The organism is Kitasatospora sp. NPDC056446 (assembly GCF_042796115.1).
Lineage (GTDB): Bacteria > Actinomycetota > Actinomycetes > Streptomycetales > Streptomycetaceae > Kitasatospora.
Window position 1 is genome coordinate 1 of the sequence record NZ_JBHTRF010000099.1, and the last position, 14,283, is coordinate 14,283.

15 protein-coding genes are annotated in these 14,283 nt (G+C 72.8%); 7 read left to right on the forward strand and 8 right to left on the reverse strand.

Going from position 1 to position 14,283, the window contains the following annotated elements; genetic code table 11:
* Positions 1–43: 43 nt before the first annotated feature.
* The 3 genes from ACFQ6N_RS36225 to ACFQ6N_RS36235 form a co-directional block, all read right to left on the reverse strand.
* Positions 44–571 (reverse strand): SixA phosphatase family protein, encoded by a 528-nt coding sequence (locus ACFQ6N_RS36225; protein ID WP_380658323.1) that lies wholly within the window; start codon positions 569–571, stop codon positions 44–46.
* Positions 572–694: 123 nt separating this feature from the next.
* Entirely contained in the window at positions 695–817 is a 123-nt protein-coding gene (locus ACFQ6N_RS36230) for an SGM_5486 family transporter-associated protein (RefSeq protein ID WP_380658325.1), read from the reverse strand.
* A gap of 134 nt (positions 818–951) precedes the next feature.
* Positions 952–2,259, reverse strand: coding sequence for an MFS transporter (locus tag ACFQ6N_RS36235; RefSeq protein ID WP_380658326.1), 1,308 nt, complete (start codon positions 2,257–2,259; stop codon positions 952–954).
* 116 nt (positions 2,260–2,375) lie between these two features.
* Between ACFQ6N_RS36235 and ACFQ6N_RS36240 the strand changes: the two genes are divergently transcribed.
* Positions 2,376–3,050 (forward strand): FadR/GntR family transcriptional regulator, encoded by a 675-nt coding sequence (locus ACFQ6N_RS36240; RefSeq protein WP_380658327.1) that lies wholly within the window; start codon positions 2,376–2,378, stop codon positions 3,048–3,050.
* 98 nt (positions 3,051–3,148) lie between these two features.
* On the opposite strand, the gene fabI is transcribed toward ACFQ6N_RS36240, so the two are convergent.
* Positions 3,149–3,916, reverse strand: coding sequence for an enoyl-ACP reductase FabI (gene fabI, locus ACFQ6N_RS36245; protein ID WP_380658329.1), 768 nt, complete (start codon positions 3,914–3,916; stop codon positions 3,149–3,151).
* 2 nt (positions 3,917–3,918) lie between these two features.
* Positions 3,919–4,638: a 3-oxoacyl-[acyl-carrier-protein] reductase gene (fabG, locus tag ACFQ6N_RS36250; RefSeq protein ID WP_380658330.1), complete on the reverse strand. Its 720-nt coding sequence runs from the start codon at positions 4,636–4,638 to the stop codon at positions 3,919–3,921.
* A gap of 313 nt (positions 4,639–4,951) precedes the next feature.
* Between fabG and ACFQ6N_RS36255 the strand changes: the two genes are divergently transcribed.
* The 6 genes from ACFQ6N_RS36255 (at position 4,952) to ACFQ6N_RS36280 (ending at position 10,920) form a co-directional block, all read left to right on the forward strand.
* Complete coding sequence (locus tag ACFQ6N_RS36255) at positions 4,952–6,097, forward strand: MBL fold metallo-hydrolase (RefSeq protein ID WP_380658332.1); 1,146 nt, start codon at positions 4,952–4,954, stop codon at positions 6,095–6,097.
* Positions 6,098–6,254: 157 nt separating this feature from the next.
* Positions 6,255–7,817, forward strand: a complete 1,563-nt coding sequence (locus ACFQ6N_RS36260) for a TldD/PmbA family protein (RefSeq protein WP_380658334.1) — start codon at positions 6,255–6,257, stop codon at positions 7,815–7,817.
* Positions 7,817–9,214: a metallopeptidase TldD-related protein gene (locus ACFQ6N_RS36265; RefSeq protein ID WP_380658336.1), complete on the forward strand. Its 1,398-nt coding sequence runs from the start codon at positions 7,817–7,819 to the stop codon at positions 9,212–9,214. Before ACFQ6N_RS36260 ends, ACFQ6N_RS36265 begins: the two co-directional genes overlap by 1 nt.
* A gap of 31 nt (positions 9,215–9,245) precedes the next feature.
* Positions 9,246–9,794 carry an RNA 2'-phosphotransferase gene (locus ACFQ6N_RS36270; protein ID WP_380658371.1) on the forward strand — a complete coding sequence of 183 codons (549 nt, stop codon included), beginning with the start codon at positions 9,246–9,248 and terminating at the stop codon, positions 9,792–9,794.
* Positions 9,795–10,015: 221 nt separating this feature from the next.
* Entirely contained in the window at positions 10,016–10,417 is a 402-nt protein-coding gene (locus ACFQ6N_RS36275; protein WP_380658338.1) for a DUF3099 domain-containing protein, read from the forward strand.
* Positions 10,418–10,680: 263 nt separating this feature from the next.
* Positions 10,681–10,920 (forward strand): hypothetical protein, encoded by a 240-nt coding sequence (locus tag ACFQ6N_RS36280; RefSeq protein WP_380658339.1) that lies wholly within the window; start codon positions 10,681–10,683, stop codon positions 10,918–10,920.
* Between the two features lie 66 nt (positions 10,921–10,986).
* Here ACFQ6N_RS36280 and moaA read toward each other — a convergent pair whose 3' ends face one another.
* From moaA to ACFQ6N_RS36295, 3 genes are all read right to left on the reverse strand, one after another.
* Positions 10,987–11,976, reverse strand: coding sequence for a GTP 3',8-cyclase MoaA (gene moaA / locus ACFQ6N_RS36285; protein WP_380658341.1), 990 nt, complete (start codon positions 11,974–11,976; stop codon positions 10,987–10,989).
* 75 nt (positions 11,977–12,051) lie between these two features.
* Entirely contained in the window at positions 12,052–13,671 is a 1,620-nt protein-coding gene (locus ACFQ6N_RS36290; protein WP_380658343.1) for a cation acetate symporter, read from the reverse strand.
* Positions 13,668–14,024: a DUF485 domain-containing protein gene (locus tag ACFQ6N_RS36295; protein ID WP_380658345.1), complete on the reverse strand. Its 357-nt coding sequence runs from the start codon at positions 14,022–14,024 to the stop codon at positions 13,668–13,670. Before ACFQ6N_RS36295 ends, ACFQ6N_RS36290 begins: the two co-directional genes overlap by 4 nt.
* Positions 14,025–14,283: the final 259 nt, after the last annotated feature.

Below are 14,283 nucleotides of genomic sequence, written 5' to 3' on the forward strand. Positions count from 1 at the left end.
GGGCGCGCGGACCTGGCCGCGCGCCCCTCACGTACGTCCGGGGTCAGTCCTGCGGGGTGTGGTACGAGACCAGCTCGGCCATGCCCGGCTCGACGCCCTTCCAGGAGCCGCCGAAGCTGAGCACCGCGATCGCCGCCGTCGGGAAGCCGCCGAGCCGCAGCCGCTCCAGCGCGTCCCGGTCGCCCGCGTCCCCGGCCAGGATCTGGGTCAGGCCCAGCACGCCGGGGTTGTGGCCGACCAGCACCAGGTCGGCGTACTCCTCCGGGGTCTCCTGGAGGACCGCGATGATCTCGCCGGGGCTGGCCTCGTAGACCCGGTCCTCGTACACGGTCTTGCGGGCCCGCTTGGGCAGCTCGTGCGCCGCCAGCTTCCAGGTCTCGCGGGTGCGCAGGGCCGTGGAGCAGAGCACGTAGTCGGGGTTGATGCCGGAGTCGACCAGCCAGCGGCCGGCGTCCGGGGCCTGGTGACGGCCCCGGTCGGCCAGCGGCCGCTCGTGGTCGTCCACGCCGTTGGGCCAGTCGGCCTTGGCGTGGCGGAGAACGATGATCCTGCGGGGCGTGTCGGCGCTCATACCCAGCAAGCTTGGCAGAAAAGCCGTCCGGGGGCGCGGCGCTCCCGGTTGCCGCCACTCCCAGGGGGGTCGGGTGCCGTCACGCCCCGTCCACCGGAGCGGCGGACGGCGGCCGGACGGCGGTCAGCCCATCGAGGTGGCGATGGTGGCGATGACCGCCACCAGCACGACGATGGCGGCGAACGCCAGGGCGATACGGCCGAGCTGCTTGCGGCCGTCGGTCGGATTGGGGTCGAGAACGGGCATGCCGGGATTCTCCCATCCCTGACACGCCCGTCCGCCGGTGGCCCCGCCGCCTTGGCCGGGCCTTGACCTTGCGGGCCGGGGCCTTGACCTTTCCCCGGCCCGACCCCGGCCCCGGCTGTCCGGTCCGGGAGCCGTCAGGCCGCGGCCCGCTCCGCCGGGTGGACCGCCTCGTCCTCGATGTGCCGCGCCATCGCGGCCCGCAGGCCGAACAGCATCTGCGGCACCAGCAGCAGCGCCAGGAAGCCCAGCGGCCAGTACCACTCGCCGGTGACCTGGTAGATCCGGCCGATCAGGATCGGGCCGGGGATGGAGATCAGGTAGCCGACGCCCTGGGCGAAGGCGGACAGCTGGGCCACCCCGCCCGCGGTCCGGGCGCGCAGCCCGATCATGGTCAGCACCAGCGGGAAGGCGCAGTTGGACAGGCCCACCAGGACCGCCCAGACCCACGGCGCGGCGGCCGGGGCGAGCGCCAGCCCGGCGTACCCGGCGATGCCGAAGGAGGCCAGCACGACGACGAACAGCCGCTGGTCGCCACGCCGGGCGGCCAGGTTGGGCAGCACGTAGGAGACCGGCACGCCGATCACCATGGTGACCGCGAGCAGCACCCCGGAGGTGCCCTTGTCGATGCCGGAGTCCTGGAAGATCTTCGGCAGCCAGCCCATCACCACGTACGCGCCGGTGGCCTGGAGGCCGAAGAAGCAGGCCAGTGCCCAGGCCGTACGGCTGCGGGTGATCGGCAGCCTGACCGGGGCGGCGGCGCCGCCCGCCCGCTCGCCGCGCTCGCGCTTGGCGATCAGCACCGGCAGCCAGAGCAGCAGGGCGAGCGCGCCCAGGCCGGCCCAGACGCCCAGGCCGTAGCGCCAGTCGCCGCCGAGGGCGCCGGTCAGCGGCACGGTGACGGCGGCGGCCAGCGAGGTGCCGGCGGACAGCGCCATCGAATAGAGGCCGATCATCGGACCGACCTTCTCCGGGAAGTACCGCTTGATGACCACCGGGATCAGCACGTTGGAGACGGCCACACCGGCCAGCGCGAGCGCGGTCAGCAGCAGGAACACCGCGGTGCCGCCGGCGAAGGAGCGGGCCAGGACGCCCGCGGTGATCGCGCCCATGCCCGCGGTGATCACCGCGATCGGGCCGATCCGCCGGGCCATCGTGGGAGCGGCGAAGCCGAACAGCCCGAAGCAGAGCGAGGGCACCGCGGTGAGCAGCCCGGCGAGGGTGGGGTTCATCCCCAGGTCGGTGCGGACCTGGTCGAGCAGCGGCCCGAGGCTGGTGACCACGGGGCGCAGGTTGAAGGCGGCGGCCGCGATCGCGACGGCGAACAGCACGCCGAGGTACTTGGCGGAGGGGGTGGACGGGGCGGATCCGGCGGGCCGTTCGGTCTGCGGCCGGGCCTCGTTCCGAGGGGAGGCGGAGGTGTCTGCTGCGGGCATGTGCGCCATCATAGAATGATGGGATGAATTGATGCACCTCGGAATTGGCATGATGTGCCGACCGTTCATCCACCGGCCACCTTCCACCCCAGGCCCCACCCGAGCCGTAGTCGCAAGGAGTCACCGTGGCGCTGTCCTCGCCGAGGCGCACCCCGCTGTCCGACCAGGTGATCGCACAGCTGCGCGCCCAGATCACGTCCGGGGAGTGGCCGGTCGGGTCGCGCATCCCCACCGAGGCCGCCCTGGTCGAACAGCTGGGCGTCGCCCGCAACACCGTCCGCGAGGCCGTCCGGGCCCTCGCCCACAACGGACTGCTCGACATCCGGCAGGGCTCCGGCACCTACGTGCTGGCCACCAGCGAACTGGCCGGGGTGATGCACCGCCGCTTCGCCGACGCCGAACAGGCCCAGGTCGCCGAACTGCGGACGGCCCTGGAGACCTCGGCGGCCGGCCTGGCCGCCCTGCGCCGCACCGACCGCGACCTGGAGCTGCTGGACAACGCGCTGGGCCGCCGGGAGGCCGCCTGGCACTCCGGCGACGCCGAGGACTTTGTCCAGGCCGACGCCGCCTTCCACCAGGCCGTGGTGGCCGCCGCCCACAACGACGTGCTGCTCGCCGTCTACGCCGACCTCGGCGAGGTCACCCGCGAGCACCTGCGGCACGACGTCGGACCGGAGCTGATCGCCGAGCGCTACATCGGCCACGACACCATCCTGGACGCCATCCGGGCGGGCGACGCCCAGCGCGCCTCGGTCGAGGCCGGCCGCGCCATCGGCGCCTGCGCGACGGCCGAGGCCTGAGCCGACCGGGCCTCCCGGCCGACCCCCCGGTCACGCGGAACGCCGCTGCCCGGCACCCCCGTGGAAGGGGTGCCGGGCAGCGGCGTACGGGCGGAGGGTCAGGCGCCGATGGCGTGCAGACCGCCGTCGACGTGGACGATCTCACCGGTGGTCTTCGGGAACCAGTCCGACAGCAGCGCGACGACACCGCGGCCGGCCGGCTCCGGGTCGCTCAGGTCCCACTTCAGCGGCGAGCGGTGGTTCCAGGTGTCGGCGAGGTCGCCGAAGCCCGGGATGGACTTGGCGGCCATCGAACCGATCGGACCGGCCGAGACCAGGTTGCAGCGGATGTTCCGCTCGCCCAGGTAGCGCGCCATGTAGCGGTTGGTCGACTCCAGGGCGGCCTTGGCCGGGCCCATCCAGTCGTACTGCGGCCAGGCGAACTGCGCGTCGAAGGTCAGGCCGACCACCGAGCCGCCGTCCTGCATCAGCGGCAGCAGCGCCATGGTCAGCGACTTCAGCGAGTACGCCGAGACGTGCATCGCGGTGGCCACGGACTCCCACGGGGTGTCCAGGAAGTTGCCGCCCAGGGCGTCCTGCGGGGCGAAGCCGATCGAATGGACGATGCCGTCCAGGGTCGGCAGGTGCTCGCGGACCTGGTCGGCGATGCCGGCGAGGTCCTCGGTGCTGGAGACGTCCAGCGACAGCACGGTGACCGGCTTCGGCAGCTTCTTGGCGATCCGCTCGGTCAGGCTCGGGCGCGGGAAGGCGGTGAGGATGATCTCCGCGCCCTGCTCCTGCGCGAGCCTCGCGGTGTGGAAGGCGATGGAGGACTCCATCAGCACACCCGTGATCAGGATCCGCTTGCCTTCGAGGATTCCGCTCATGATCAGTGGCCCATGCCCAATCCGCCGTCGACGGGAATGACGGCTCCGGTGATGTACGCGGCCTCGTCCGACCCGAGGAACCGCACAGTGGACGCGACCTCGGCGGGCGCCGCGTAACGGCCCAGCGGCACGTCCGCGACGATCTCCGCGCGGCGCTCGTCGCTGAGCACGGCGGTCATGTCGGTGTCGACGAAGCCGGGGGCGACCACGTTGACGGTGATGTTGCGCGGGCCGAGCTCGCGCGCCAGCGACCGGGCGAAGCCCACCAGGCCGGCCTTGGAGGCGGCGTAGTTGGCCTGGCCCGGGGAGCCGGACAGGCCCACCACGGAGGAGATCAGCACGACGCGGCCCTTGCGGGCGCGCATCATCAGCTTGGAGGCGCGCTTGACCACCCGGAAGGTGCCGGTCAGGTTGGTGTCCACGACGGAGGTGAAGTCCTCCTCCGACATGCGCAGCAGCAGGGTGTCCTTGGTGATGCCCGCGTTGGCGACCAGCACCTCGACCGCACCGTGCTTCTGCTCGATCTCGGTGAACGCCGCGTCGACCTGGGCGGCGTCCGTGATGTCGCAGCGGACCGCGAGGACGTCGTACTTCTCCAGGGCCTCGGGCACCTCGCCCGAGCGGCTGGTGATGGCGACCTTGTCGCCCGCTTCGGCGAAGGCCTGGGCGATCGCGAGGCCGATGCCCCGGTTTCCTCCGGTGACGAGAACCGAGCGGCTCAACGATCCACCTCTCTCCGTGTGTGAGCACGTACGTCGGAACGCGTACGCAGTGTGACGCTATCGGGCGGTCGGCGGTGGCGGCGCATCGGGCTCCCACAGCGCCGCACCGAAGGAACTGTCGCAATCCGACAATCCGCCCCCACCTCGGCATCCCTGCCCGGCGACACCTCCCCGGGCCCGGGGGCCGCCCGGATCGGGACTACTGTGCGGGAACAACACGGGCGGGCCGACCCGTTGCCCCCGTGGTGACGGCCGGCCCGGGACCGACCGGACCGATCCCCGACCATCCCGGCGAGCGACGAAGGCAGAGCGGATGACCAAGGCACGGCCCCGGAGCACCCACCGACGCGGACGACTGCTGGCCCTCACCGCCCTCGCGGCCGGCCTCGGCGCGGCCGCCTGGTCGCTGCGCGACCTGCCGGCGGCGTTCGGGCGGCGGCCGGACGGCGAGCGCGAGGAGCGGGTGCGCAACTCCCCGCAGTACCGCGACGGCGTCTTCCACAACGCGCCCTCCACGCTCGCCCGCAGCACCGGAGCCCCCGGCTTCGACGGCGCCACCGCCCGCCGGATGCTCTTCGAGCGGGCCGGCCGCGTCCCGGCCAACCCGGTGCCGACCGTCCGCCCCGCCACCCCGCCGGGCCCGGCCGCCGAGGGCGTGGAGATCACCTGGTACGGGCACGCCTCCGTCCTGGTGGAGGTCGAGGGCTTCCGGGTGCTGCTCGACCCGATCTGGAGCGACCGCTGCTCCCCCGCCGCGCACATCGGCCCCAAGCGGCTGCACCCGGTGCCGGTGGAGCTGGAGGAGCTGCCGCAGGTCGACGCGGTGCTGATCTCGCACGACCACTACGACCACCTGGACATGGCGACGGTCAAGCGCCTGGTGCGCAGCCAGTCCGCGCCCTTCGCGGTGCCGCTCGGCATCGGCGCCCACCTGCGCCGCTGGGGCGTCCCCGAGCACCGGATCATCGAGCTGGACTGGGACGAGACCTGCAACCTGGGCGAGCTGGTGCTCACCCTGACCGCCGCGCACCACTTCTCCGGCCGCGGCCTGACCCGCAACACCACCCTGTGGGGCTCCTGGGTGATCGCCGGCCCGAACCGCAGGGTCTTCTACACCGGCGACTCCGGCTACTTCGAGGGCTACGCCCGGATCGGCGAGCAGCACGGGCCGTTCGACGCCGCGCTGGTCCAGATCGGCGCCTACGACCCGGCCTGGGCGGACATCCACATGACCCCCGAGGACGCCGTCCTCGCCCACCGGGACCTGGCCGCCGGCCTGCTGGTGCCGGTCCACTGGTGCACCTTCAACCTCGGTCTGCACCCGTGGTCCGAGCCGATCGAGCGGCTGGTGAAGGAGGCCAAGGAGCACGCCGTGCCGCTGGCCGTGCCGCGCCCCGGCGAGCGGGTGGACGTCGACAGCCCGCCGGAGCTCGACGGCTGGTGGGAGTCGGTCGGCTGACCGCCCGCGCGACCGGGTCGGCCGGGGGGACACTCCTGGCCGAAACCGCAGCGCACCGGTCGAAATGCACTGGCCGGAAACCCGGTGGACGGGAAATGATGCGGTGCGGGCGCCCCTGTGGCGCCGCACCGCCACCCACCGCGACCTGGGAGCCCGATTGCCTCCGATCCCTCCGGCCGACCGCGTCGGCGCCCCGCACGGGCGCGCCGTCGACCCGCTGTTCCTGGCCCTGCCGCTGCGCCCGCTGGCCGACGCCGCCCTCACCCGGGCCCGCGAACTGGGCGCGGGCCACGCCGACTTCCGCCTGGAGCGGATCCGCAGCGCCTCCTGGCGGCTGCGCGACGCCCGCCCGGCCGGCACCTCCGACAGCGTCCAGCTCGGCTTCGCCGTCCGGGTCCTGCTGGACGGCGCCTGGGGCTTCGCCTCCGGCGTCGACCTCACCCCGGCCGCCGCGGCCCGGGTCGCCGAGCAGGCCGTCGCGGTGGCCCGCCTCTCCGGCGGGATCAGCCGGGCCGCCGGCACCGCCGAGCGCGTCGAGCTGGCCGCCGAGCCGGTCCACCGGGACGTCACCTGGGTCTCCTCGTACGAGGTCAACCCCTTCGAGGTGCCGGACGCCGAGAAGACGGCGCTGCTCGCCGAGCGCAGCGCCCGGCTGCTGGCCGCCGACGGCGTCTCGCACGTCCAGGCCGCCCTGCTGACCGTCCAGGAGAACAAGTTCTACGCGGACACCGCGGGCACCGTCACCACCCAGCAGCGGATCCGGCTGCACTCGGACCTGGAGGCCACCTCGGTCGACGAGCGCACCGGCGCCTTCGACTCGATGCGCACCCTCGCCCCGCCGGTCGGCCGCGGCTTCGAGTACCTGACCGGCACCGGCTGGGACTGGGACGCCGAACTCGCCGAGCTGCCCGGCCTGCTGGCCGAGAAGATGAAGGCCCCGAGCGTCCGGGCCGGCCGGTACGACCTGGTCATCGACCCGTCCAACCTCTGGCTGACCATCCACGAGTCGATCGGCCACGCCACCGAGCTGGACCGCGCGCTCGGCTACGAGGCCGCCTACGCCGGCACCTCCTTCGCCACCTTCGACCGGCTCGGCACGCTGGAGTACGGCTCCGACCTGATGCACGTCACCGGCGACCGCACCGCCGAGCACGGCCTGTCGACCATCGGCTACGACGACGAGGGCGTCGCCACCCAGTCCTGGGACCTGATCAAGGACGGCACCCTGGTCGGCTACCAACTGGACCGTGGCATGGCCAAGTTGAAGGGCTTCGAGCGTTCCAACGGCTGCTCCTTCGCGGACTCCCCGGCGCACGTCCCGGTGCAGCGGATGGCCAACGTCTCGCTCAGCCCCGCCGCCGGCGGACCGGACACCGAGGGCCTGTTCGCCGGGGTGGAGAACGGCCTCTACATCGTCGGCGACCGCTCCTGGTCCATCGACATGCAGCGCTACAACTTCCAGTTCACCGGCCAGCGCGCCTACGCCATCAAGAACGGCGAACTCGCGGGCCAGGTCAAGGACTTCGCCTACCAGGCCACCACCACCGACTTCTGGGGCTCGATGGCCGCGGTCGGCGGCCCGCAGACCTACGTCCTCGGCGGCGCCTTCAACTGCGGAAAGGCGCAGCCCGGCCAGACCGCCGCGGTCAGCCACGGCTGCCCGTCGGCGCTGTTCCGGAACGTCAACGTGCTCAACACCCAGCAGGAGGCGGGTCACTGATGACCGCGATGCAGCCCCACGACATCGTCGAGCTGGCGCTCGGCTTCTCCCGCGCCGACGGCTGCGTGGTGATCGCCGACGAGGAGTCCACCGCCAACCTGCGCTGGGCCGGCAACGCCCTGACCACCAACGGCGTCACCCGGGGCCGCCGGCTGACCGTGATCGCCACGGTGGCCGGCGCCGAGGGCACCGCCTCCGGCGTGGTCTCCCGCGAGGCCGTCACCCCGGAGGAGGTCGAGGACCTGGTGCGGGCCGCCGAGGAGGCCGCCCGCGCGGCCGGCCCGGCCGAGGACGCCCAGCCGCTGGTCGCCGACCGGCCGTCCTCGCCGGACTTCACCGAGCCGCCCGCGGAGACCTCCATCGCGGTCTTCGACGCCTTCGGCCCGGCCCTCGGCGAGGCCTTCGCCCGCGCCGCGGCCCAGGGCGAGCTGCTGTACGGCTTCGCCCGGTACGAGCTGACCTCCAGCTACCTGGGCAGCTCCACCGGCCTGCGGCTGCGCCACGACCAGCCCACCGGCATGGTCGAGATCAACGCCAAGACCGCCGACCTGTCCGGTTCGGCCTGGGTCGGCGCCGCCACCCGCGACTTCACCGACATCGACGTCACCGCCCTGCACACCGAGCTGACCAAGCGCCTCGGCTGGGGCGCCCGCAAGGTGGACCTGCCGGCCGGCCGCTACGAGACGCTGCTGCCGCCCTCGGCCGTGGCCGACCTGATGGTCTACCTCAGCTGGTCCTCCGGCGGCCGGGACGCCCACGAGGGCCGGACGGTGTTCTCCAAGCCCGGCGGCGGCACCCGGATCGGCGACAAGCTCAGCGGGCAGCCGCTGACGCTGCGCTCCGACCCGGCCGAGCCCGGCCTCCAGACCCCGCCGTTCGTGCTCACCCACTCGACCGGCGGCGACGTCTCGGTCTTCGACAACGGCGAGCCGATCGGCGCCACCGAGTGGATCCGCGAGGGCGTGCTGAACGAGCTGGTCACCAGCCGCCACTCGGCCGGCCTGACCGGCCTGCCGGTGCGCCCGGCCATCGACAACCTCGTCCTGGAGAGCGCCGACCAGGAGTCCGCGCCGACCCTGGACGAGATGATCGCCCGCACCGAACGCGGCCTGCTGCTCACCTGCCTCTGGTACATCCGCGAGGTGGACCCGGCGACGCTGCTGCTCACCGGCCTCACCCGGGACGGCGTCTACCTGGTGGAGAACGGCGAGGTCGTCGGCGCGGTCAACAACTTCCGGTTCAACGAGTCCCCGGTGGACCTGCTCGACCGGATCACCGAGGTGGGCCGCACCGAACGCTGCCTGCCCCGCGAGTGGAGCGACTACTTCACCCGCACCGCGATGCCACCCGTGCGTGTCGCGGACTTCAACATGAGTTCGGTCAGCCAGGCCTCTTAGCCACTGACCGACGGGGGATACGAGAGACATGATGGACGAGAAACGGCTGGTCAGGTCGAGCAGGATGCTGTCGCGGATCCTGCGTCACGAGCCCGGACTGGTGGGGGTCACGCTGGACGAGGCCGGCTGGGTCCGGGTCGACGAACTGCTCGCCGCGCTCAGCGCGAAGGGCAGGCCGCTCACCCGGCCCGAGCTGGACCACGTCGTGGCCACCAACAACAAGCGCCGCTTCGGCTACTCCCCGGACGGTCTCTCGATCCGCGCCAACCAGGGCCACACGCTGACGGTCGACCTCGGCCTGGCCGCCGCCGCGCCGCCCCACGTGCTCTACCACGGCACCGCGGACCGCCACCTGGCGGCGATCTTCCGCGAGGGCCTGCGCCCGATGACCCGCCGGGACGTCCACCTCTCGGCGGACACCGAGACGGCCACCGGGGTCGGCGCCCGGCACGGCCGCCCGGTCGTGCTGACGGTGAACGCGGCCGCGATGGCGGCCGCCGGCCACGAGTTCCGGCTCAGCGAGAACGGCGTCTGGCTGACCGACACCGTCCCCCCGCAGTACCTCTCCCGGCGCTCGTAGGCGGCGCTCGCGGCGTCGACGCTCACAGCACCGACGCTCGTAGCGCCGGCACGGCCGGGGGCCGCGCGACCGAAGGGCCTGTCCGCTCCGCCGGACAGGCCCTTCGGCTACCCGACCGGGTGGGTCCGGCCCACCCGGTCTCGTCGCCGCGACCGTCCGGGCGTACCGTGAGGAGGCCGCGCGGCCAGGCGCGCGGGAGCGTGACGAGGGCGGTAGGACACATGGGCAAGAGCGCCGACGACGGGCGGGTCTTCCGGATCACCGGGGCGCGCAGCAGCCTCAGCGAGGACGTCCGGGGCCGCCAGCGCCGCTACGTCATCTCGATGCTGCTCCGCACGGTCTGCGTGCTGCTCGCGGTGGTGCTGTGGGACGTCCAGCGCTGGCTGGCGTTCGCGGCACTGGCGGGCGCCGTCCTGCTGCCGTACTTCGCGGTCCTGGTCGCCAACGCGGGCCGGGAGCGGGCCCCGGGCCTGCCGAGCACCTTCGACATCCCGCTGGGCACCCCGCTGATGCTCGGCCCCGGTGGGACGGGTGGGGCGGGCGCGACAGCCGGTGCCACCGGTGCGGCCGGTACAGGAGAGGCAAAGGCTGCTCCCACCGGTCCTTCACAGGACGTGGACTGACCGTCCGTTTCACCCGGGTTCACCCCGGCCGGTCTCGACAAAAGCTCAAAAGAAGCTCAGATTAATCATGCAAGACCTCCCCATCCCGGGGTCGTGGCGTGACATACTGCGTACGCGCTCCGCATCCCCCGTCGGAGCGACGGACCGACGCCGGGCGGCTCCCCCCGTGGCTGCCCGGCGTCGCCATGCCCGGCCCCGGCCGGAACGACCGGGCGTGACAGACTGGCGGTGCAGACCCACCCGCTACCGCTGAGGACGGCCCGATGGACACCCCGCAGACGCCGATCTGCTCCGCCAAGGGCTGCCGGGCCGACGCCGGCTGGGTGCTGGTGTGGAACAACCCGAAGCTGCACACCCCGGACCGCCGCAAGACCTGGCTCGCCTGCGACGGGCACCGCGAGCACCTGTCCCAGTTCCTGGGCGTGCGCGGCTTCCTCAAGGAGGTCGTCGCCTTCGCCGACTGGACCCCCGAGGACGCCGAGCAGCCCGGCACCCCGGCCTGACGCCCGCCCCCCGGCACCCCTACCGCCGGCACCCCGGCAGCCGCCCGCCGCCCGCCGCCCGCCGCGCTAGCCGCCGATCGCGGACATCGGCCGCTCGGGCTGGAGGAACTCCGGATCGTCGATCCCGGCCCCGGCCTTCTTGCCCCACATCGCCGTCCGCCACAGCGCGGCCAGTTCGGCGTCGTCCGCCCCCGAGCGCAGCGCGGTCCGCAGGTCCGTCTCGCCGGTGGCGAAGAGGCAGTTGCGGACCTGGCCGTCGGCGGTGAGCCGGGTCCGGTCGCAGGCGCGGCAGAACGGCCGGGTGACCGAGGCGATCACGCCCACCCGGCCGGGGCCGCCGTCCACCACCCAGCGCTCGGCGGGCGCCGCGCCCCGGCGGGTGGACGGTTCCGGGGTGAGCGCGAAGCGGGCGCGGAGCCGTTCGAGGATCTCCTCCGCGGTGACCATCGACGTACGGTCCCAGCCGTGCTGGGCGTCCAGCGGCATCTGCTCGATGAAGCGCAGCTCGTAGCCCCGCTCCAGGCACCAGGCCAGCAGGTCGGCGGCCTCGTGGTCGTTGACCCCGCGCATCAGCACCGTGTTCAGCTTCACCGGCGTCAGCCCGGCGGCCTCGGCGGCGGCCAGTCCGTCCAGCACGTCCTGGTGGCGACGGCGGCGGGTGAGGGTGTGGAAGACCTCGGGGTCGAGGGTGTCCAGCGAGACGTTGACCCGGTCGAGCCCGGCCTCGCGCAGTGCCGTCGCGGTCCGGGCCAGCCCGATGCCGTTGGTGGTCAGCGAGAGCTCGGGGCGCGGCTCCAGCTCCGAGCAGGCGGCGACGACGGCGACCAGTCCGGGGCGCAGCAGCGGCTCGCCGCCGGTGAAGCGGACCTCGCGGACGCCGAGGTCGCGCACGGCGACCGTGACCAGCCGGACGATCTCCTCGTCGGTCAGCAGGTCCGGCTTGGCCAGCCACTGGAGGCCTTCCTCCGGCATGCAGTAGGTGCAGCGCAGGTTGCACCGGTCCGTGAGGGAGACCCGCAGGTCGACGGCCTGTCGTCCGAAGGTGTCGAGCAGCACGTGCGTCCTTCCCGAGATGCGGCCGGCCCGGCCACCGTCACGGCGGGCCGGGCCAGCATAGTCATCGCGGGATGATCAGTGGGCGCCCAGCCCGGTCAGCGAGCGGACCTCCAGTTCAGCGTACTTCTCCGGGTCGGCGCGCTCACTGGAGAGCACGGTGCCGAGCCAGCCGGCCAGGAAGCCGACCGGGATGGAGACCAGGCCCGGGTTCTCCAGGGGGAACCAGTGGAAGTCCACGCCTTGGAAGAGCGAGTTCTTGCCCCCGGAGAGCACCGGGGAGAAGACCACCAGCACTACCGAGGAGATCAGGCCGGCGTAGACCGAGCTGACCGCGCCCGCCGTCGTGAAGCGCTTCCAGAACAGCGAGTAGAGCAGGGTCGGCAGGTTCGCCGAGGCGGCCACCGCGAAGGCCAGCGCCACCAGGGCGGCGGTGCTGAGCTTGCCCGCGTAGAGGCTGAGCACGATGGCGACCGCGCCGATCGCCACGGCCGCCCACTTCGCCGACAGCACCTCCTCCCGCTCGCCGACCTTGCCGCGCCGGATCACGTTGGCATACAGGTCGTGCGCGAAGGAGGCCGAGGAGGCCAGGGTGAGACCGGCGACCACGGCCAGGATGGTGGCGAAGGCGACCGCCGAGATCACCGCGAGCATGACCGCCCCGCCGGTGGTGCCGGCCCCGCCGCCCAGCTGCTCGGCGAGCAGCGGCGCGGCGGTGTTCCCGGACGGCGTCTTGCCCTCGACGGCCACCATGCCGCCGCGGCCGACCAGGGCCGCCGCGCCGAAGCCGAGCGCCAGGGTCATCAGGTAGAAGACGCCGATGATGCCGATCGCCCAGAGCACCGACTTCCGGGCCGCCTTGGCGGTGGGCACGGTGTAGAAGCGGACCAGGATGTGCGGCAGCCCGGCGGTGCCGAGCACCAGCGCGATCCCCAGGCTGATGAAGTCGAGCTTGGAGGTGTCGCTGGCCCCGTACTTCAGGCCGGGTTCGAGGAAGGCCGAGCCCTTGCCGCTCGCGGAGGCGGCGGCGCCGAGCAGTTCCGAGGGGTTGAAGTGGTACTTGGCGAGCACCAGGACGGTCATCAGCGCGGCGCCGGCGATCAGTAGCACCGCCTTGACGATCTGCACCCAGGTGGTGCCCTTCATGCCCCCTATCACCACGTAGATGATCATCAGGGCGCCGACCGCGAGGATGGTCCAGCGCTTCGCGGCGTCCCCGTGGACCCCGAGCAGCAGGGCCACCAGCGCCCCGGCGCCCACCATCTGGGCGAGCAGGTAGAAGATCGACACCACGATGGTGGACACCCCGGCCGCGGTGCGCACCGGGCGCTGCCTCATCCGGAACGCGAGCACGTCGGCCATGGTGAACCGGCCGGAGTTGCGCAGCGGCTCGGCGATCAGCAGCAGCGCCACCAGCCAGGCGACCAGGAAGCCGATCGAGTACAGGAAGCCGTCGTAGCCGTTGAGCGCGATCAGGCCGGCGATGCCGAGGAAGGAGGCGGCGGACATGTAGTCGCCGGAGATGGCCAGGCCGTTCTGGAATCCGGTGAAGCCGCGGCCGCCGGTGTAGAAGTCGGCGGCGCTCCGGTTCTGCCGCCCGGCCCAGACGGTGATGACCAGGGTGGCCAGGACGAAGACCCCGAACAGGGTCATCGTGAGGCCGCGGTGCTCGGTGGCGGAGCTGGCGAGCAGGGTCATTCGGCGGACTCCCGGGGGGCGTGGACGACGGCTCCGTGCGCCTCGCGGATCGCCGCGGCGGCCGGGTCGATCCGCCGGTCGGCGTAGCGGGCGTACCAGGCGGCGATCACGAAGGTGCTGGCGAACTGCAGCAGCCCCAGCAGCAGGGCCACGTTGACGTGCCCGAGGACCTTGGTGCGCATCAGCCCGGGCGCGTAGCACGAGAGCAGGACGTAGAGCAGGTACCAGAGCACGAAGCCGATGGTGACCGGGAAGGCGAAACTCCGGAACGAGCGCCGCAGGGTACGGAACTCCTCGCTGTCATCGATGAGTTGGACTTCCGTGGCGGAAGTGGTGATCGGCGGCGAATCCACTCTCTCTCCTCACTCCTTCGGCGTAGCTGGCACACAGGGGGAACGATCGAACGTGAGGGGCGTCACATTTTCGTGGGCGACGCCGCGCAATGCTAGGAGCGTCGTGCCCACCTCGAAAGGGGTTGACCGCGATCAGCCGGCCGTTCACCCCCTCGCACCACCCGAATGGCCGAAAACCGCCACGCGCATCGCTTCCCGACTCCTCCGCCACATGCGAAAGGGGCGGCACCGACCAACGGTGCCGCCTCTCTTGACGATG